General features: G+C 58.6%; 16 protein-coding genes. 14 read left to right on the top strand and 2 right to left on the bottom strand.

What is annotated here, in order from left to right; translation table 11 throughout:
• Nucleotides 1-320: 320 nt before the first annotated feature.
• Nucleotides 321-953, bottom strand: a complete 633-nt coding sequence (locus AC13QY_RS31285; protein WP_488494518.1) for a TetR/AcrR family transcriptional regulator — start codon at nt 951-953, stop codon at nt 321-323.
• Nucleotides 950-1,489 carry a hypothetical protein gene (locus AC13QY_RS31280; RefSeq protein ID WP_488494517.1) on the bottom strand — a complete coding sequence of 180 codons (540 nt, stop codon included), beginning with the start codon at nt 1,487-1,489 and terminating at the stop codon, nt 950-952. The genes AC13QY_RS31285 and AC13QY_RS31280 overlap by 4 nt, the downstream gene beginning before the upstream one ends.
• Before the next feature lie 137 nt (nt 1,490-1,626).
• Here AC13QY_RS31280 and AC13QY_RS31275 point away from each other — a divergent pair, with 137 nt between their 5' ends.
• From AC13QY_RS31275 to AC13QY_RS31210, 14 genes are all read left to right on the top strand, one after another.
• Entirely contained in the window at nt 1,627-2,913 is a 1,287-nt protein-coding gene (locus AC13QY_RS31275) for an alpha/beta hydrolase family protein (protein ID WP_488494516.1), read from the top strand.
• Between the two features lie 130 nt (nt 2,914-3,043).
• Entirely contained in the window at nt 3,044-3,964 is a 921-nt protein-coding gene (locus tag AC13QY_RS31270; protein ID WP_488494515.1) for an HlyD family secretion protein, read from the top strand.
• Entirely contained in the window at nt 3,961-5,052 is a 1,092-nt protein-coding gene (locus tag AC13QY_RS31265; protein ID WP_488494514.1) for an FUSC family protein, read from the top strand. The genes AC13QY_RS31270 and AC13QY_RS31265 overlap by 4 nt, the downstream gene beginning before the upstream one ends.
• A 521-nt stretch (nt 5,053-5,573) precedes the next feature.
• Nucleotides 5,574-6,698 carry a calcium:cation antiporter gene (locus AC13QY_RS31260; RefSeq protein ID WP_488494513.1) on the top strand — a complete coding sequence of 375 codons (1,125 nt, stop codon included), beginning with the start codon at nt 5,574-5,576 and terminating at the stop codon, nt 6,696-6,698.
• Nucleotides 6,699-6,768: 70 nt separating this feature from the next.
• Nucleotides 6,769-7,986: an efflux RND transporter periplasmic adaptor subunit gene (locus AC13QY_RS31255; protein WP_488494539.1), complete on the top strand. Its 1,218-nt coding sequence runs from the start codon at nt 6,769-6,771 to the stop codon at nt 7,984-7,986.
• Nucleotides 7,987-8,026: 40 nt separating this feature from the next.
• Nucleotides 8,027-11,200: an efflux RND transporter permease subunit gene (locus tag AC13QY_RS31250; RefSeq protein ID WP_488494512.1), complete on the top strand. Its 3,174-nt coding sequence runs from the start codon at nt 8,027-8,029 to the stop codon at nt 11,198-11,200.
• A gap of 5 nt (nt 11,201-11,205) precedes the next feature.
• On the top strand, nt 11,206-12,450 hold the full coding sequence (locus AC13QY_RS31245) for an MFS transporter (protein WP_488494511.1): 1,245 nt from the start codon (nt 11,206-11,208) through the stop codon (nt 12,448-12,450).
• Between the two features lie 272 nt (nt 12,451-12,722).
• Nucleotides 12,723-13,649, top strand: coding sequence for a formylglycine-generating enzyme family protein (locus AC13QY_RS31240; protein WP_488494510.1), 927 nt, complete (start codon nt 12,723-12,725; stop codon nt 13,647-13,649).
• Between the two features lie 139 nt (nt 13,650-13,788).
• Entirely contained in the window at nt 13,789-15,021 is a 1,233-nt protein-coding gene (locus AC13QY_RS31235) for an extracellular solute-binding protein (protein ID WP_488494509.1), read from the top strand.
• Between the two features lie 28 nt (nt 15,022-15,049).
• Entirely contained in the window at nt 15,050-15,937 is an 888-nt protein-coding gene (locus AC13QY_RS31230) for a carbohydrate ABC transporter permease (RefSeq protein WP_488494508.1), read from the top strand.
• Nucleotides 15,937-16,770 (top strand): carbohydrate ABC transporter permease, encoded by an 834-nt coding sequence (locus AC13QY_RS31225; RefSeq protein ID WP_488494507.1) that lies wholly within the window; start codon nt 15,937-15,939, stop codon nt 16,768-16,770. Before AC13QY_RS31230 ends, AC13QY_RS31225 begins: the two co-directional genes overlap by 1 nt.
• A 16-nt stretch (nt 16,771-16,786) precedes the next feature.
• Nucleotides 16,787-18,070 carry a sulfatase family protein gene (locus AC13QY_RS31220; protein ID WP_488494506.1) on the top strand — a complete coding sequence of 428 codons (1,284 nt, stop codon included), beginning with the start codon at nt 16,787-16,789 and terminating at the stop codon, nt 18,068-18,070.
• Entirely contained in the window at nt 18,067-19,113 is a 1,047-nt protein-coding gene (locus AC13QY_RS31215) for a LacI family DNA-binding transcriptional regulator (RefSeq protein WP_488494505.1), read from the top strand. The genes AC13QY_RS31220 and AC13QY_RS31215 overlap by 4 nt, the downstream gene beginning before the upstream one ends.
• A gap of 59 nt (nt 19,114-19,172) precedes the next feature.
• Nucleotides 19,173-19,754, top strand: a 582-nt coding sequence (locus AC13QY_RS31210; protein WP_488494538.1) for an ABC transporter ATP-binding protein, incomplete at its 3' end; no start/stop codon positions are given.

Genomic DNA, 19,754 nt, shown 5'->3' with positions numbered 1-19,754 from the left:
GAAAATTCTGACACGGTCGTTCGCATCCGCGATGCGATCGGCCCTGCCCGGCGATATCGTCTCTCGATCGGTATCGCGAAAGGATGTTTACAGTGGTAAGTTACCATTGTCAACATTGTTTGCAATTTTTTTGAAGAGCGCGATTTTGCGAGCCGCGCACTATTCGCTAGGCTACTCGATGCATGAAGAGCCTTGACGGCCGGGCGCCTGAGGAGGCACGGCGGTCAATTCGTTCGGTGGGTTGGTGTTGGCAGATCTGCGGACAAGCAGTCCGTCGCCCGCACAGGGCTTTACGATGCGGGAGAATGTTGCGAAGAAGCCTAGTCGATGCCCGCGAAGGAAAGGCTGTCCATGACCGCGTCAAGCAGGGTTTCCGCATTTGCTCCCGGGACAGACGCCATTACGCCGCGAAGGCGGTTTTCGAGAAGCAGCACGACGAAGCCGTGTATCAGGGATCTAACTGCGACCACGCGCGCGGCCTGCGCCAGGGACGAAACATCGTCCAATTCTCCGGTCCTTGCCGAAACTGCCTGTTCCACAGCCGAGCGCGAGACGGCAAGAGCGTCGTGTAGAGCCGGGCGGCTCGTATCGAGCTGTTCAGATCTGAACATGAGAGTAAACAGGCCAGGGTGGGTGATCGCAAAGCCAAGATAGGCGCGGCCCATTGCACGCAGGCGGGCACGCGGATCGTCTCCTGCTGCGTCGGCGCCTTTTCGCAGTGCGTCTGCAAAGCGTAGATAGCCGGCTGCCGCCAATTCGCTCAAGAGACCCGTCATGTCTCCGAAGTGATTGCGGGGCGCGGTATGCGACACGCCCACCCGCCGGGCAGCTTCGCGAAGCGAGAGCGCCTGGATTCCATCCTCTTCAAGGATGAGTTCCGCGGCTTTCAGCAGGGCTTTCTTGAGATCGCCATGGTGATAAGATTTGGTCGCTGCGTCTTCATTCTTCTTCATATTTTTCCCGCTGAAACCTTCGGCAACCAGGATGTAAACCAGGCAGCGGCTGCAAGCGCGGCAATGATGACCGCTGTGCCAAGACCTGTGGTAACGCTAGGCAGATAACTCATTGCAGCGTCGGCGGCAACGATAACGGCGAATGCCGCAGCCCAGGCAAGAGCGATGCGTGTTGCCGTTTTTCGGAAGCGCGCTGTCGAGGCGATTTCCGGCGAAACTCGTTCGCGCGCATATTGTAGCGTGAAGGGCTTGCCGACGGCGATCGAACCCGCGACGATCGCCAGCAGTCCGATATCGACGAACAGGCGCACTTGGACCACCGACGGCGCAAAGGCCGTAAAGATCGTTGCGCCGCCAAGGGCGCCAAACAACACAAGGGAGCCGACCTCAAGGATCTTTGGAGGCTTTTTTAAGATCAATTGGTCTCGCAGGACGATGGCGAGCGAAGCCGCAGCCGCAGCGATCAAGGCGGGAGATGTTCCGATCCGCTGATCGAGCACGGCAAAGAGCAGAAATGGAACGAAGGCCAGCAGCATGTTCTTACTCCATAAATGTTTACGTCGGTAAGTTACCATTGACAACATTGCTGTCAAGCTTTATCTACGTGGAAATCTTAACCCAGCCTGTCGCCAACGGCCTCGATCTGACGACAGCACGATCGAAGGTGAGTTGGATGAGCACGATCACGATCAATGCCGGCGGTGAAGCGGACCATCAGAGCCAGTTCCCGTTTTTCCCCGACAACATACAATTCTGGTACGAGACCAAGCGAGCCTTTGGCGCGAGCAGCTACGGCGGAAGCGAGTTCGGCGAGGTGATGGCGACGGTCATGCGCATCCGTTCCGGGGACTTCGATAGCTGGTATGACGAATGGAACGCGAGTGCCACTCGCGTGGCGGCGGAAGCAGAGGACCAGCTCAGGCGAGGACATCGGGTGAGTGCCCGCGACAGTTTCCTGCGCGCCTCCACATATTATCGCGCCTCGGAATTCTTCCTGCACGAAAACCCCGAGGATCCGAGAATCTATGCTGCCTATGAGCGATCGATCCAGACTTACAAGAGTTGCGCCGCTCTTTTCGATACGCCCATTCTCCCGGTCGAAATCCCATATGAGCATACGTCGCTGCCGGGCTATTTTCATCGTGTCGACGATTCTGGCCGGCCTCGGCCGCTTTTGATCGCTCACTCCGGCTTCGACGGTTCCGCCGAGGAACTTCATGCCGAAGGAGCACGTGCGGCAGTCGAACGCGGCTACAATGTTCTTGCCTTTGACGGACCTGGCCAATACGGCCCCCTTCATCGAGAGCGTCTGACTTTCCGCCACGACTGGGAAAATGTGATACGCCCGGTTGTTGACTTTGCCCTGACGTTGGACGGTGTCGATCCCGATAAGATTGCGCTTATGGGGATCAGCCTGGGTGGACTGCTTGCTCCACGGGCTGCCGCCTTCGAGAAACGTCTATCGGCTCTGATTGCCAATGACGGCGTCTATGACTTTGGCGCAGCCGCCCTGTCGGCCTTTCCCGCCGACAAGCGTGCGGCGGCAAGGCAAGCCCTTCTCGCAAAGGAGGCGCCCGAACTGGACCGTATGCTCGGCGAGGCGATGAAGCGATCGCCGACGGCAGCCTGGTCAAACACTCACGGAATGTACGCCATGGGTGTGCCGACACCCCGGGCCTTTCTAGCCCGAATGTTGGACTTCCATCTTCGCGATGGCATTGCCGAGGCGATTTCATGCCCGACACTGGTATGCGAGGCAGAAGAAGACATGTTCTTCAGCGGCCAGCCTCGCGAGCTTTACGACCGGCTCACCTGCCGCAAGACGTTCTTGCAGTTCATGGTAGCGGAAGGCGCCGGGGCGCATTGTCAGGTCGGTGCCTTTCGTCTGGCATTTGCGCGAATGTATGATTGGCTGGATGAAACCTTCAACTACGATCGCCAATCGCCAGTCGCCCGATGATTTCAATTCTCAATGAAGAAGGGCGACGTAACGCAGGACTACGGTTTTGCTCGACCCGGTCGATTGAAGGAATTTCGGTTGTGACCCGGCTCGGCTCGGCGAAGGCAAAATCTCGCGGAGCGGTAATGTCATGACACAGGATACAATGAGGGAAGAAACCGAGAGGGCACCGCCCTTGTCGCAAGCGGGCCGACGCCGGTTACGGCGTCTGGTACTGGGCATATCGTTCATCGCCGCGCTTTTCGCGCTCTGGCAAGTCCTGACGACGGTGTTCGCCTATACTGACGATGCCTATGTCACCAGCGATCTCATCCCGATAGCCCCGCAGGTCGGCGGTGTCATCGTTTCGCTGGATGTCGCCAATAATCAGGCGGTACGCAAAGGCGATCTCCTCGCGAAGATCGACGACACCCCCTTCCTCCTGGAATTGGAGAGCCGAAAGGCCGCGCTGCAGGCCGCCACCGCTGCCCTCGCAATCGACCAGGGCAATCCTCCGGTCTTGGCCGGTGGTAAGAGTCTCCCGGGGCAAATTGCAGGGGATCCGGCAATTGCGGAACACGTGTCCATGGGAATTGCCCAAGTCGTACGAGCTGCCGCCGTTGCCGAGGCACAGGCAGCATTCAAACTGGCCGAATGGCGCCTATCGCAGACCGAAATCCGGGCACCGGCCGATGGCATCGTCAATAATCTGACTGTGAGCGTCGGAGAAATGGCAAGCGCTGGCAAGCCGCTGATCGGCATCGTGAAGTCAGATGCTTGGCGGGTTATCGCCAATTACAAGGAAAATTATGTCGATAGCCTGAAGTCGGGAGAACGCGCCTGGGTCTGGATCGACACTCATCCCTGGCGGCTTTATCCTGCCCGGATCGAAGGGGTTGCGCGCGGAATTGGCCGCAGCCCTGACGAGACGGGCCTCTTACCCTATGTCGCTCCGACCACCGGCTGGATCCGGCTGAAGAGGCGATTTCCTGTGACGCTTTCACTTGTCGATCCACCTGCGGATCTGACCTTGTATATGGGCGCTGATGCACGCGTTCTGGCTCTTCCATGAAGGGGATGCTGATCGGCCTTGCGCTGGCCCTGCGCGATGAGATGGCAGAGCTCAGCCTGGATGGACCGCGCGCTCGGCTCGCCGCCAACGCGGCTCTCCCGGTCGGCGCGGCAACATTACTGGCACTGTTGCTGAGGCTTGAAGATCCCTTCTGGGCGGGTATCAGCGCCTTTGTCTGCACCCTGCCGGGCAGGCCACAAGTGCTGCGAAAGGGTGCATTTCGTATCGCCGGCACTTTTGGCGGCGCTGCGCTCGGTTTCACGCTCGCCCCGCTTGCCGCCTATGATCCCGCGGCGACGATGCTGCTGCTCTATCTGGCCGGCACGCTTGCCATCCTCGGATCGCTGTTGAGCCCGCATGGCTATGCCTGGCTTCTTGGCGGCATTACCGCCGTCATGGTAGTTCTCGGCGCTCTCGATAATCCGCTGATGGCCGAGCAAGTCGCCTTTTACCGCCTGGCGGAGGTCGTCGTGGGCACCCTCGTCGCCATGATGACGGGTTGGCTATTGGCGTCGCCGGAGGGTCAGCCGCAGTCTCCTGCGCCCGGTTGGGGGAGCCTGTTCGACGCCAACTGGCATATGCTGTCGCATGCGACCCGCGCCGGCACGATCATTGCCCTGGTGCCGCTGATCTGGCGACAATTCGAGCTGCCCAATCTTAGCCAGATGGCTATCTCCATCGCCGCGGTGATGGCAGTTCCGGCGCTCACTGGCCTTTCCGATCGCGATCAGGCGACTATTACCAGGCGCATGGTCGAGCGCGCTGCCGGTTGTGCGCTGGGCGGCACCGTGGCGATCCTGTTTCTCGTCATGCCTCTGACCCAGCTCTTTCTGCCATGGCTTGTGACGTTGATAGCGGGGACAGGGTTCTTCCTGCAAATGCAGAGCGGCCAACACGGCCTTTCAGGGCTCTCAACGCAAGCTGCGGTCGCCTTTATCCTGACGCTCGTTCACGATTGGGGGCCGCCATCCAGTCTAGTCCCCGCCATCGAGCGGCTCGCAGGCATGCTCGGTGCGATCATCTTGCTTCTGCTGATCAACCTGACGATGGGGCCTCCTGTCGGTGCCGAGAAATCCGCGTCTGCGTGATAGAGATCGCGGTAAGCAAGATTGGGGCCGTTGTGGAAGGCACGCGGCACGAAGGAGCGCAGTCAATCAGAGCGGCGTGCCGAGCGGATCTCGTCCCAAGCGGATAATTTGTCTTTTTCATTTTTGTATCTTTACACTGGAAACTTTACACTGTAAACATTCGTCCAGTCGAGAGGCGACGAAAAACTTCGCCTTCACATGAACTCGGTTTCGTTGCCTGTTTTGCGGCCTCTCTGTTTCAAGCGCAGCGGCATCCATGGCCCCTCGAACACGTTCATGCGCTCAGATTGAAATTCCCGATCGGCGGACGCTTTCGAAGCGGACGTAGAAGCGTTCGGTCGTAGGTGCCTGTCTGGGCGGCGCGATCTTGAACGGGCAAAACCACTGAGGTTCATCATGATGCAAAGAACATCCTTTTTGTCTCGCCCCCGACCTCCGTTTTCGGCCGCACGTTCCCGTTTGGGAGCGCTCGATGGGGTCCGCTTTCACCATCCTCGTCAAGTCATCCGAAAGAAATCCCAATGACTGCTCACGCATTGTCTCCTGCCCATGTACATCGCTTCATGCGCGAGGAATGGTTTCTTCCCATTGTCGCTTTCAGCGGTCTCGCTTTCATGTTTCTCGATGGAGCCCTGTTTGCGGCGTTGTCGAATCCCTTCGGGTTCGCCTTTATCTTCATTTGGCTGTTCGCCTCGGTACTTGGAGCGGCTCTCTGCGTCGTGCGACACGCCGACCACCTGGCGGAGCAACTGGGTGAACCTTACGGAACCTTAATCCTTACCTTGACCATCACGTCCATCGAGGTGATTGCGATCTCCGCCGTCATGATCCATGGCGGGAACAATCCAACACTTGCCCGCGACACGCTTCTCGCCGTGGTCATGATCATTCTCAACGGGATGGTTGGCCTCTCGCTTTTGATCGGCGGCTGGAAACGGCGCGAGCAGTCGCACAATATGCAAGGGGCAAACGCCTATCTTGGTGTCATCGTACCGCTTGCGACCCTCGACCTGATCCTACCCTCATTTCTTCGCTCCGACGGCAGCGAGGCTTCCGGTCTAAGCCAAATGATCCTGGCTGTCGTTTCCGTCGTTCTCTACGGGATCTTCCTCACATTGCAGGCCGGCCGGCACCAGCACTTCTTTGCGGAGGAAGGCGGGCAACCGCTCGCGACAGAACGCACGACGGCGCGCTCCTCGATCCTGCTGCACTCGCTGCTGCTCTTGGCCTATATGGCGCCGGTCGTCTTCCTCGTCGAGAAGCTCGCAGTTCCTGTCGACTACGTCATAGAGACGGTGCATGCGCCAGCCGCCCTCGGCGGCGTCATCATGGCCGTGCTCGTGGCGACGCCGGAAGCAATCAGCGCGGTGCGCGCCTCCATTGCCAACCGTTTGCAGCGTGCCGTCAACATCTCCCTAGGCTCGGTGCTGTCGACGATCGCCATCACAGTGCCCGCGATGCTCTTCATCGGCCACATCACCCAGCATCCGCTGACGCTCGGGCTAACTGGCAGCGATCTTGTGATGCTCATTGTGACGCTCGCTGTCAGCATTATCACTTTCGCCAGCGGCCGCACCCACGTCATGCAGGGCGCCGTTCATCTCGTGCTCTTCCTCGCCTACGCGCTGCTGATCTTTCAGCAATAGCTCAGTGGCAGGCGCTTTCCGCAATTTGGAGAAACCTATGCAATCTCAACGATTATCATCCCCTGCGACCATGCGGTCACGGGCCGGTGGCAAGAATGGACCAGCTTGCCGAGCACTGCGCTATGGCGCGCTTCTGTGCCTTACTCTTCTGGTATCTTGCGACAGAGAAGGCAATACCTACGCGCCGCCGCCGCCTGCTAAGGTACGGGTCGCGCGGCCTCTGCAGAAGGACGTGACACGATACTTCGAACTGACCGGGAATACTGCCGCGCTCAATTCGGTCAATATCGTGGCCCGCGTCCAAGGCGTGGTTGAGAGCATTGACTACACGGATGGGCAGAGCGTCGCCAAGGGTACGCCGCTCTTTCGGATCGAGGATGACATCTATCGGGCGCAGGTCGACCAGGCACGCGCGACGCTGGCCTCAGCTCAGGCCGCGCAAGTCGGGGCCAGTCAGGAATACACTCGTCAGCTAAACCTAAGCGCACAGCAAATCACCACGCAGACCGCCGTGGATAACGCGAAAGCTACACTCGATCAGGCGAACGCGACGATTCTGAGCGCGCAGGCGAGCTTGGATCTCGCGAAGATCAACCTTGGCTACACGACCGTGGTTGCTCCCTTCGACGGCACCGTCACAGCTCATCAGATAGACGTTGGCTCCCTCGTCGGTGTCGGTGGCCCGACGACGCTTGCGAGCATTGTTCAAACCGATCCGCTTTACGTTAATTTCAGCGTCAGCGAAACGCAGGTCCTGATGATCAAGCAGCAGCTTGCGGCTCAGGGAAGAAGTTTGAAGCAGGCCGACCTTCCATCGATCCCGATAGAGATCGGGCTTCAAAGCGGGAACGATTATCCGCGTAAGGGCCACCTCGACTATGTCGCGCCGCAAGTCGACCCCGCCACCGGAACCCTTAGCGTGCGAGGTGTCGTCGACAACAAGGATCATGCACTTCTGCCCGGTCTCTTCGTACGTGTGCGCGTGCCCGTCGGCCATCAAGACAAGGCGCTGCTCGTCCGTGATGACGTTGTCGGAACCAGCCAGCAGGGCAGCTATGTACTGGTGGTCGACAAGGACGACGTGGTCGAGCAGAAGTTGGTGAAGACCGGTCAGAGGGAGGGCCATCTTCGGGTCATCGAATCCGGCCTCACCGCCGGCGATCTTGTCGTCACGGAGGGGATACAGCAGGCCATTCCCGGCAACAAGGTCGCGCCACAGATGGTCACCATCGATCCTTCCGCCGCAAATGCTCGCGAAGCCATATCGTCAGCCACTGGCAAGCCGTGAAGACGCAGCTGATCAGAAACACTCACCGAAGGAAGAAATCATGATCTCCCGCTTCTTCATCGCTCGGCCAGTGCTCGCAAACGTGCTCGCCCTTGTCATTATCCTCCTGGGCGCGGTTGCGCTCCTAAAGCTACCGGTCGCGCAATACCCGAACGTTGTCCCGCCAACGGTCCAGGTCACCACACGCTATCCCGGCGCAAGCGCCAGGACGCTAATCGATACGGTAGCACTGCCGATCGAACAGCAGGTCAACGGCGTCCAGAACATGCTCTATATGCAGTCGACGAGCGCGAGCGACGGCACCTATACGCTGACGATTACCTTCGCGATCGGCACCGATCCGGATCAGGCGCAGGTGCTCGTGCAAAATCGCGTGGCGAGCGCCATGTCGTCGCTTCCGCAGGCGGTCCAGCTCCAGGGCGTCAACACCCAGAAGAAGTCGACCTCCATTCTGCAGTTCGTGACGCTTACCTCCACCGACGGGCGATATGACAGTCTTTTCCTGTCGAACTATGCCGTCATCAATCTCCAAAACGAGCTTTCACGGATACCGGGCGTCGGAAACGTCTCCGTCTTCGGCGCGGGGCAGTATGCCATGCGCATCTGGATGGATCCGAATCTATTGCAGGCCCGTGGGCTGACGCCGCAGGACGTCGTGAACGCGGTTCAGCAGCAGAGCCAGGAGGTGACGGCCGGACAGGTGGGAATTCCACCAGTCCCTGGTGGCCAGGATTTTCAGTACACGCTTAACGTCAGCGGACGGCTCAGCGATGCGACGGACTATGAAAACGTCATCGTCAAAGTCGACAATGAGAATGGCGGACGCATCACCCGGGTCCGCGACATCGGGCGAGTGGAGCTCGGAGCCCAGACCTATAGCCAGTCCTTCATGGAGAATGGCCGCCCGGCGGCGGGTATCGCGATCTTCCAGCTCCCGGAAGCGAATGCTATCGACGTCGCCAAGGCCGTTGACGCCAAGATGTCGGAGCTTTCAAAGAACTTCCCGCAGGGCCTTGCGTATCAGGTACCGTTCGACACGACCAAGTTCGTAAAGGCCTCGATCGATGAGGTCTACCTTACGCTTGTCGAAGCAGGCGTGCTGGTTCTGATCGTCATCCTGATCTTCCTGCAGGACTGGCGGGCGACGCTCATTCCGGCGACAACAGTGCCTGTCACCATCATCGGTGCCTTCGCCGCGATGGCTGTCCTTGGCTTTACGGTCAATCTCTCGACCCTGTTCGCGATTGTGCTCGCCATCGGTATCGTCGTCGACGACGGCATCGTCATCGTCGAAGGCGTGTCGCGTTATATCGAGGCGGGATTGTCGGGCAGGGCGGCGGCCGAGAAAGCCATGGACCAGCTATTCGGACCGGTGGTCGGCATTACGCTGGTGCTTATGGCCGTGTTCATTCCCGCAGCCTTCCTGCCCGGCCTTACCGGGCAGCTCTATAAGCAGTTCGCGCTCGTCATCGCTGCGACGGCATTGATCAGCGCCATCATCGCCATGACCCTCACTCCAACACAGGCGGCGCTCTGGCTCCGCCCGCCCGTGCCGATGGAGAGGAGGAACCTTTTCTACCGCGGCTTCAACAAGCTCTATCAAGGCGTCGAGCGCTATTACGCCAAAATGATCGGCGGCATGGTTCGCCATAGCGGCTCGGCTGTAATTGTCGCCCTCGTTCTCATCGGACTTTCGGCATGGGGCCTCACTCGCCTTCCGTCGGCTTTCTTACCGTTAGAGGATCAGGGATTCGTCCTCATCAGCGCGCAGCTTCCTGACGGAGCCTCCAAGGAGCGTACCGACGCCGCAATGGCGCAAATCAGCAAGATCGCGCAGCAGACACCGGGCGTCGATCAGGTGCTGACGATCAGCGGCATTTCCGTGCTCGACAACAGTGCCAGCCTGCCAAATGCGGGGGTGGCTTACGTCGTGCTTAAGGATTGGAACGTTCGCGGCAAGACGAAGGGAGAAGATCTGCTTTCGATATACAAGCATCTGAATAGCGCGCTGGCGGACGTCCTTCAGGCGAAGACGCTGGTGATTGTCCCGCCGCCGATCCAGGGCGTCGGCAATGCTAACGGCTTTACGATGCAAGTCGAAGCCAGAGACGGCAAGTTCGACTACTCCATGCTGCAAAAGGCGACGGACGCCGTCGTCAGCAACGGCAACGCGCAATCGTCGCTGCAACGACTGAGCACGTCGTTCCGATCCGACGTTCCCCAGCTTTCGGTGTCTGTCGATCGCGTCAAGGCCGAGACACTCGGCATCACCACCGGACAGGTCTTCTCCGCCCTATCGGGCTATGTCGGATCGAGCTACGTTACTCAGTTCAACAAGTTCGGCCGCACCTTCCAGGTCTACGCGCAAGCTGCACCCGAATTCCGCATACGTGCAGATGACATCCGCAACTTGAAGGTCAAGGCCGGCGACGGCACGATGGTGCCGCTCGGCACTGTGGTGGATGTACAGGAGACGCAGGGCCCTTCGCTCATAAGCCTCTACAATCTCTATCCGAGTGCCACTATTGTCGGCGGGGCGGCGGCGGGCTTCAGTTCGGGGCAGGCGCTGGATGTCATGGAGCAGATCGCCTCGCAGACCCTGCCACCGGGAATGGGCTATGAGTGGACGGGACTTTCCTTTCAGGAAAAGGCCGTCGGCGGACAGATCTATTTTGTCTTCGGACTTGCCATGTTGCTGGTGTATTTCGTGCTGGCAGGTCAGTACGAGAGCTGGATCCTGCCGTTTTCGGTGCTCCTGGCTGTGCCGCTCGCCCTTTTGGGAACAGTCGGCGCGCTCACCGCCGCAGGCGTTGCCAATAATCTTTATACACAGATCGGTATCATCCTGCTGATCGCGCTCGCCTCGAAGAACGCAATCCTGATTGTCGAATATGCGCGGGAGAGGCGACGGGAAGGGATGGAGCTTCTGGAGGCTGCAGTCGAGGCCGCGAGACTGCGCTTCCGGCCGATCCTGATGACCTCTTTCGCCTTCATCCTGGGCGTTCTGCCGCTCGTGCTCGCGAGCGGCGCCGGGGCTTCCGCCCGGCAGTCGATCGGCATATCGGTCTTCAGCGGGATGATCGCCTCGACCTGCCTGGCAGTGGTGTTCGTTCCGTCCTTCTGCGTCGTCCTGCAGCGCCTCGAAGAATACCACGAGCGTCGGAAAAAATCGGAACTCTCCTCGGCAGCTCCCACCCCGCTCAAAGAAGGTTGATCGAAATGCGAATAAAACGAAGCGCAGATATCGAGCCCCTGTTGCCGCTCTACGTCGTCACCTTCGTCGGCTTCTGTGGCTATTCCTTGATGATAACGCTGTTCATCCCGATGTTGATGGGAAACAACGGCTTTCTCGACCCAGGTGCGACGGCTGGCCCACGCAGCGCGGTTATCGGCGGCCTCCTTGCCATTTACCCGCTGGGTCAATTCCTGGGGTCGCCGGTGGTCGGTGCATTGTCCGACCGGTACGGGCGCAGGCCCGTGCTCCTGATCTCCCTGTTCGTCACGATAACCGCCTACGTCCTCATTTCCGTCGGCATCGAATGGCGCTCACTTACGTTGCTCGCGGCCGGCTGTTTGATCGGTGGGTTGGCCGAGTCCAACATCGCGATCGCGCAGAGCGCAATCTCCGATGTTACCGGACCGGGCGAGCGGCCGCGTCTGTTTGCCTGGGTATATTCCGCTTCAAGCCTCGGCTACATCGCCGGCCCCGTCGCCGGAGGACAGATGGCACTTTATCTCGGCTGGAGCGCGCCGTTCTGGCTGATGGTCCTGCTGCTGACGTCAACCGTGCTCTGGACCTGGCTCAGTTTCCGCGAGACGGCCCAGCCGGGTGCGGGCCAGCAGTTCAGGATCCTCGCCGCTCTCGTCAATCTCGGCACCGTATTCACCGACCGTCCGATCCGGCTACTCTACCTGATCAATTTCCTGATCTATCTCGGCCTGTTCGGTTATTTCCGCATGGTCCTCGTCTACATGGTTGACCGCTGGAATACGACGGTGGACCAGACGACGCTGATTTACTCCGGTCTGGCCGCTATTTCGGCGATCGCCAGTTTTGGAGCGATGGAGCCGATGGCGAGATATATAGGCTTGCATCGGTTGGCTGTCGGTGCGGCAATGATGGCGGGTTTGACCATGATGTCGGTCACTCTCCCTGCGGGTCTCGATTCGATTTGGATCACCGGCGGACTGACCACCTTCATGGGTACGCTTGCGCTTGCCTCATGCCCGACGCTGCTTGCAAACGCTGCCTCCGCCGAACGGCAAGGCCGCGTGATGGGCAACAACCAGGCACTGCAGGTCGGCGCGGAATCATTGAGCGCAGTCATTGGCGGTGGATTGGCCGGATTATTGATCCCGCTTCCACTTCTTGCATTTGGGATATTGCTCGTCGCCGCCGCAGCACTTCTGGCGCTCGTTCCGGCTTCGACCTTGAAAGGTGTCGAATTACTGGAGCATTCGTAAGCCCGGGCCGCGTTGTCGCTGAGCATCAAATGGGCGGTTTTCCGCGAAATCGCAATTATCGCTTTCAGCGAGGCTCACCTGTGGTCACAAGGGGAAACGCAAGAAATTCGCCTAATTGTGCGATAACATTTCTGTCATGACGTTCGAATGATCACCCGACGGCGGTAAGGGGCTGGCCGACGTGCGTGTTCGCTGGTGGACATTGAGCGGCCCAGCCGCTTTAAAAATAAGCAAATAGCCATTCACGCATTCCAAGGCAGGTTTGTCGAATTATGAGTTGCTGCAGTTTTGATGCTAAATCGAGTAAGGGGGCTACCTCAAGTCATGAGGTCGCTGTAGAGAGAGCTATCGCTCCTCCGCCTTGCGATACCCGGGAGATACCTGGGGGCCGGGCGTTCGTGGGCACGCGCAAGCCCCTACTTCCCTTCGATGGTGAGGGACCGATCCGCACGGTGCAAATTCGCGATTTTCGCCTTTCGGTTGGGGCTGTGACCAATGCCGAATTTGCTCGATTCGTGCATGAGACCGGATATGTGACGGAGGCGGAGCGGCTCGGCTGGTCCTACGTCTTCTACAAGTTCGTTGACGGAGGCATCCCGACTACAGGGGTAGTCGGCGCAGAGTGGTGGAGGAGGATCGAAGGAGCGAATTGGGCTGCGCCGTTTGGCCCGCAAACATCTGCTTGCGACGAGATGCCGGTAGTTCATGTCTCCTGGCAAGATGCGACGGATTACGCGCGTTGGGTCGGAGGGCGCCTGCCGACGGAAGCGGAGTGGGAACACGCCGCACGCGGCGGTCTCGAGGAGCCGATCTATCCCTGGGGCGATGAACATCCGACCGACGCCTTCACGCCTTGCAATATCTGGCAGGGGGATTTTCCGCGGCACAATTTGGGTGCCGACGGCTATGTCGGGCTCGCCCCAGCCATCTCGTTCGAACCAAATGGCTACGGCCTCCACAACATGTCAGGCAATTGCTGGGAGTGGACCGCCGACCCTTTTCGCATCCGCTCGATGCGCAAGGAGGCTACCGTTGCAAACAAGGCTTCCAAGGAGGAGGGAAAGAAGCTTCTTAAGGGTGGTTCCTATCTCTGCCACGCCTCGTACTGCCACCGCTATCGCATCGCCGCCAGAATGGGCACTACGGGCGATTCCACCACCGGTCACATTGGTTTCCGGGTGGCATTCGATCGAAAGTGACTCAACGTATTGACAAGGGCGCCTCGCCCAAGTTAATCAATTAACCAGAGTAAGTTAATCAATTAACTTGCGGGGTGTCGGGCGTTCCGGAGGAGGAGCGTCAGCGCCGATCATCGGGCTTCTGTAGGAGGAGGACCAAATGAAGCTGACTCGTTGCATCACTGCGACCGCACTCACTCTCGCACTCTACGCTCCCGCCAATGCCGAGACCCTGAAGGTCTATTGGAATGCGGGTCACGCATATCCGGCATATGCCGATGTGATCAAAAAATTCGAGGCGGATCATCCGGGTTGGACTGTCGAGTGGGGCAGGTTCCAATGGCCGGACATGCGCACAAAAATCGTCGCGGACATGTCCGTCGGCAACGTGCCTGATCTTGTCGCCGATCCAGGCGGCTGGGTCCCGGAGTTTGCTCTTCAGGGAAAGATACTGCCTCTGAACGATTACGTCGCCAAGGACGGAAGCGCGATGGGCTATCCGGACGATTGGCAGGATTTCTCTGTCTCGAGAAACTCGATAGATGGCAAGTATTATGGGGTACAGATGCACCTCACATGCGCCTCCCTTCTCTATAACGTCGATCTGCTAAAGGCGGCGGGCATCGACAAGCCTCCGGCAAACTGGGAAGAGTTCCGAAACGCCGCCATGGCCGTCGCGAAAAACGGCAGAATTGGATTTGCTCCAAACCAGGTCGCCACCTACTTCGTTCCGTGGATCTATCAGAATGGCGGCACCTTGTATCACAAGGCTTCCAACAAGGTCGCATTCGATAGTCCTAATTCCGCGAAGGCGCTACAGTTCGTGTCGGATTTGATCCATAAGGACAAGGCCGCGATCCTCCCGGTGGCTGGTGCCGACTACGAGGGACCGCAGAAGCTCTTCACATCGGGTCGCGCAGCCATGATACTTACAGGCCCCTGGGACGTGGCTCCCATCAAGACTGGAAACCCGAAGCTCCATTGGGAAGTCGCACCCTCTCTCACCGAAAAGAAGCAGGCCACATTCGCTGGTGGCGTCAGCCTGTTCATTCCGAAGGAGGCGAAGCACCCAGCGGAAGCCTGGGATTTGCTGAAGCGCTTCGTCGCGCTTGATACCGAACTGGCTGCCTCCCTGGCGAATGGCATGACGATGCCACGCAAATCCTGGGCAGCGGATCCAAAGGTGAAGGCAGATCCTGTTCTGAGCAAGTTCAGCCAATGCCTGCCTTATGCGGTCGATCCGGCTGCAGACCTTGCCCTGACAGGCAAGAACGCAACGGTTCAGGATCTCTTCAAGGCGGCGGTCCAGGACATCCTCTACAACGACAAGCCGGCACAAGAAGTTCTCTCGGACTACGCGGCGAAGTCCAACGCTGAGCTGTCGAAGAAGTAAGCCCACCTGAAAACCGGAGATGGTCGGTATGAACTATGCTCGAAGCCGAAATGGCAGGCAGGCAATCTTTGCCTATATCGTCCTTTCGCCGGCGATCCTCTATTTCGCCGTGTACTTTTTCTATCCAATTGCGGTCGAGTTCTGGGCCAGCTTCTTTCGTGGTCAACCCCTGATTGGGGATTCGCAGTTCACGGGCCTCGACAATTACATCAAGGCACTCACGGATTCGCGCGTCCGAGACGCGTTCATCCGGACGGTCGTGTTCGCCGTCTGTGGGACTTTGGGCACTCTGGTTCCGGCTCTGTGTCTGGCAGCGATCCTCTCCGGCCCGATCAAGGCCGCCACCACGATCCGGGCCGTCATCTTCTTTCCGTACATCATCTCATTCGTCATCGTCGCCCTGATGTGGAAGAGTATCCTCGACCCTTACACGGGCATGCTCAATGCGGTCCTGCTGCCGTTGGGGCTGCCGACGCAGAACTGGCTCAGTACTCCTTCCACGGCATTGCCGACGATCATTGCAGTCACGGTCTGGAAGGACATTGGCTACGCGATGCTCATCTACATCGCCGCCATCCAGTCGATCCCAAAGGACTTGTACGAGGCGGCTGAAATCGACGGTGCGTCGCGGATGCAGAAGTTCACTAAGATCACCATTCCGCTTCTAACGCCAACGACCCTTTTTTTGGCCGTGATCAGCATGATTGCTCATCTCCAAGATCTTTCCGCCCCATATCTTCTCACAAGCGGCGGGCCGGCCGAAGCAACGCGGCTGTATGCCCTGCACGTGTTCGAAACCGCTTTTGTGGAACTCGACATCGGATATGCGTCAGCGCTCTCGTTTCTGATGCTGATTGTAATTCTCATCGTCACTGCGCTGCAGTTCCGCTTCCTTAACCGCGAGGTCGCGTATTAATGGCTCCCGCGACTCAGACCTCAAAAGGCGTTCTGCTGATCACCTATGTCGTTCTCGCCATCTTCGTGATCCTCGCGCTCTTTCCGTTCTTATATATGGTGTCGCTTTCACTCCAGAGCGATGCTGACCTGCTCAGCGGGGAGCCAGTGCTGATCCCATCGGTCCTGGAGTTCTCCAATTACGTGACAATCTGGGAAAAGGCGCCGTTTGCCCGCTTCATCGTCAACAGCTTCATGATTGCGGGCGGGATCACTCTACTTCACCTGCTATTCGATCCGCTCATCGGTTATGTCTTCGCAAAGCTCGAATTCCCGGGGAACCGGATTATGTTCGGTGCACTGCTGTCGACCCTGATGCTGCCGTTCTTTATCCGTATGATCCCTCTGTACATCCTGACGGCGGAACTTGGCTGGCTCAATACCTATCAGGGCCTGATCATGCCCTTTGCCATGAGCGCATATGGCATCTTCATGATGCGTCAGTTCATTCGGCCGATTCCGATAGACCTCCTTGACGCAGCGCGTCTGGACGGCGCCTCGGAATGGAGAATCTACAGGTCAGTCGTCTTGCCGCAACTCGGCCCGCCGATGGCGACTCTTGCTCTCCTGACCTTTGTGTTCCAGTTCAACGAGTTTCTATGGCCTCTTGTAGCCGTAAGTTCGGTTGAGATGCGACCGATCACCACCGGGCTGACACTCTTCAACTCGGAGTTCTTTACTCAGTGGAATCTGACGGCAACAGGCGGGGTCATTCTCTTCCTCCCGAGCTTGCTGCTGTTCGTCTTTATGCAGCGATATTTCGTCCAGTCGGTCATGACGTCCGGTATGAAATAGGAAGAAGAGGCATCTTATGAGCAGTTCGCCAAACGTTATCGTTTTCTTCACCGACCAGCAGCGATGGGACAGCGTTGGTCTCCATGGCAACCCCTTGAGCCTGACCCCCAACTTCGACCGCCTGGCCGCGGAAGGAATGTTCGTTCCCAACTCGTTCACGTGCCAGCCGGTCTGCGGTCCTGCCCGATCGGCCCTGCAGACGGGCCGCTATCCAACGACCACAGGCTGCTTCCGCAACGACATCCCGCTTCCGGCGGGACAGAAGACTCTGGCTCACCATTTTGCAGCAGGCGGCTACGAGACAGGCTATATCGGGAAGTGGCATCTAGCCTCGCAGGATCCCGTGCCACCGGCACAGCGCGGTGGCTATCAGCATTGGCTCGCGTCGAATATTCTCGAGTTTACGTCCTATGCCTACGACACCACGATGTTCAACGATGCCGAGGAAGCAGTAAAACTGCCCGGCTATCGCGTCGACGCGCTGACCGATGCTGCCATTCGCTACGTCACCAAGCCCAAGGACAAGCCCTTCTTCCTTTTCCTCTCTTTCCTCGAGCCGCACCATCAGAATGAATTCGACGATTACCCGGCTCCCGTCGGCTACGAGGATCGTATCCGGAAGAACATGCAGTTGCCGCCCGATTTGCAGGCGCTGCAGGGTTCTTCCAATGAGCACTATCCCGGTTACATGGGCATGGTTCAGCGCCTCGACGAGGCACTGGGACGGCTGATCGATTCCCTGATCAGTTCCAAGCAACTCGACAATACGATCATCCTATTCACATCTGACCACGGGTGCCATTTCAAGACCCGCAACAGCGAATACAAACGATCCTGCCACGAAGCCTCCATTCGCGTCCCGACGTTCTTCCACGGGCCGGGCCTGATGAATCGCGGCCCCTACGACGGACTCGTCAGCCTCATCGACCTGCCCCCAACACTTCTGGACGCCGCAGGCTTGCCAATTCCCACCGAGATGCAGGGCCAGTCGATCTTGCGGCGGACATCCACCCCGGACGACAACGTGTTCATACAGATCAGCGAGCATCATGTCGGGCGAGCTCTCCGGACATGGCGGTGGAAATATGAAGTCACTGCCGGAGACCTCAGTGGATCGGCTGACATGAATTCTCCGCGCTACCAGGAAACCTACCTTTACGACCTGGAGAACGATCCGTACGAGTTGGAAAACCTCTGTGATCGCCAGGACTATGCGGATGTGCGGAATGTCCTGCGGGCCGAACTTCTGCAGCGGATCATTGATGCGGGCGAGCCGCGACCTGAGATTACATCGACATGAGCAAAGATACGCGTGAATCTCAGAATGCCGAGGCTATGGTGGTCGAGAAATCGGCGACGGTCAGCGATGTCGCGCGGCTGGCGAACGTTTCGACCGCCGCGGTTTCCATGTACTTCAGCGGTCGCGCCGAGCACCTCAAACGAGTGGGCCCCGACGCGCGCGAGAGAATCCGGGCCGCCGTCGAAGAACTGGGCTATGTGCCGAACAAGATTGCCCGGCACTTCAGGCGGCAGAAGAGTGAGAGGTTGTGTGTCGTCTTGCCAAAGCTTGGGATCCCCTACGCAGACAGGATGATCGACGGGCTGGGGAAAGCCGCTCTTGAACGCGGATACCTGCCGATCATATCGACCGCTTCCAACATCAAGGAACTGGAATATATCCTCGGTGAGGTGGAGGCCGGACTGGCGGATGGTGTGGTTGCCGAAGTCGACTATTTGACCGAGGTCGAAGTCGAGAAAGCCTTCTCATCGATGACCAAGCACTGCCTGGTCATCCACTCGACCGCCAGGCCGGGACGCTTCAGCGTCTTGAACAACGGCCTGACGGCAGCACTGGAGAGTGCCTTCGAAGACCTCGTGGTCAAGGGTCATCGCCATATTGGTTATGTTGAGAACACCTTTCCGGGACCGAACCCTCGTCTCGATTCGGTGATCCGCAGAAGGGAGCAACTGGGCGTAGACGTGACGATCTCAGTGCTGACGGGTGCCAGCGAAAGATCAGCGGCGGCAGATTGCGCCCGTCAAATCGCTGAATGGGAACGGCGTCCGACAGCCGTGATTGTCGAGTCTGACTTCACGGCCGTGACCGTCATCGAGGAGCTCTCGCGCTTCGGCATCGCCGTGCCCGACCAAATCGCCGTCGTCGGCTGCGGCAACGCGGAAGAAGGGTATTACTGCCGACCGCGCCTGACGACGATCGGCCCGGAATGGGCAGCGTTCGAAGAGGCCGGCCGGTATCTCATCGACGGGCTGAACTCGAGCAAGACACCTCCAGCCCGGAGGTTCTACTCGCCTTGGAACTACATTCCACGCGACAGCGCCTGACCTGCTCACAAGATTACAATCTCTTTAACGACCGGTTCGCAGAACCTATGGGAGGAATCATGTCTGAAATCGAATTAAGAAGTGTCGGTAAAAGCTACGGCGCACTCTCCGTGCTCTCGGACATCTCGTTGAACATGAACAGCGGTGAGTTCGTGGTGCTGGTCGGGCCGTCCGGTTGCGGCAAGTCCACGCTGCTTCGAATGATCGCAGGTCTCGAGGACATCAGTACCGGTGAGATCAAGATTGGCGGAACAGTCGTCAATCAGATACATGCGAAGGAGCGGGACATCGCAATGGTGTTTCAGAGCTATGCTCTATACCCTCACATGACCGTCGCTGAGAATATGAGCTTCTCTCTGAAGCTGGCAAAGGCTCCGAAAACGGAGATTGAGCGCAGGGTTCACGACGCTGCGGCAATCCTTGGATTGGACAAACTGCTCGATCGGTATCCGCGTCAGCTCTCGGGCGGACAGCGTCAGCGCGTGGCAATGGGGCGGGCCATTGTCCGGAATCCCAAGGCTTTTCTATTCGACGAGCCGCTTTCGAACCTTGATGCAAAGCTGCGCGTAAAGATGCGCAGCGAAATCAAGAAGCTTCATCAGCGATTGGGCAGGACCACGGTCTACGTTACGCACGACCAG

The sequence above is a fragment of the Martinezella sp. CNPSo 3795 genome, from assembly GCF_057784475.1.
The sequence above is the reverse complement of the archived record's forward strand: the minus strand, read 5'-3'. Positions and strand labels throughout refer to the sequence as shown.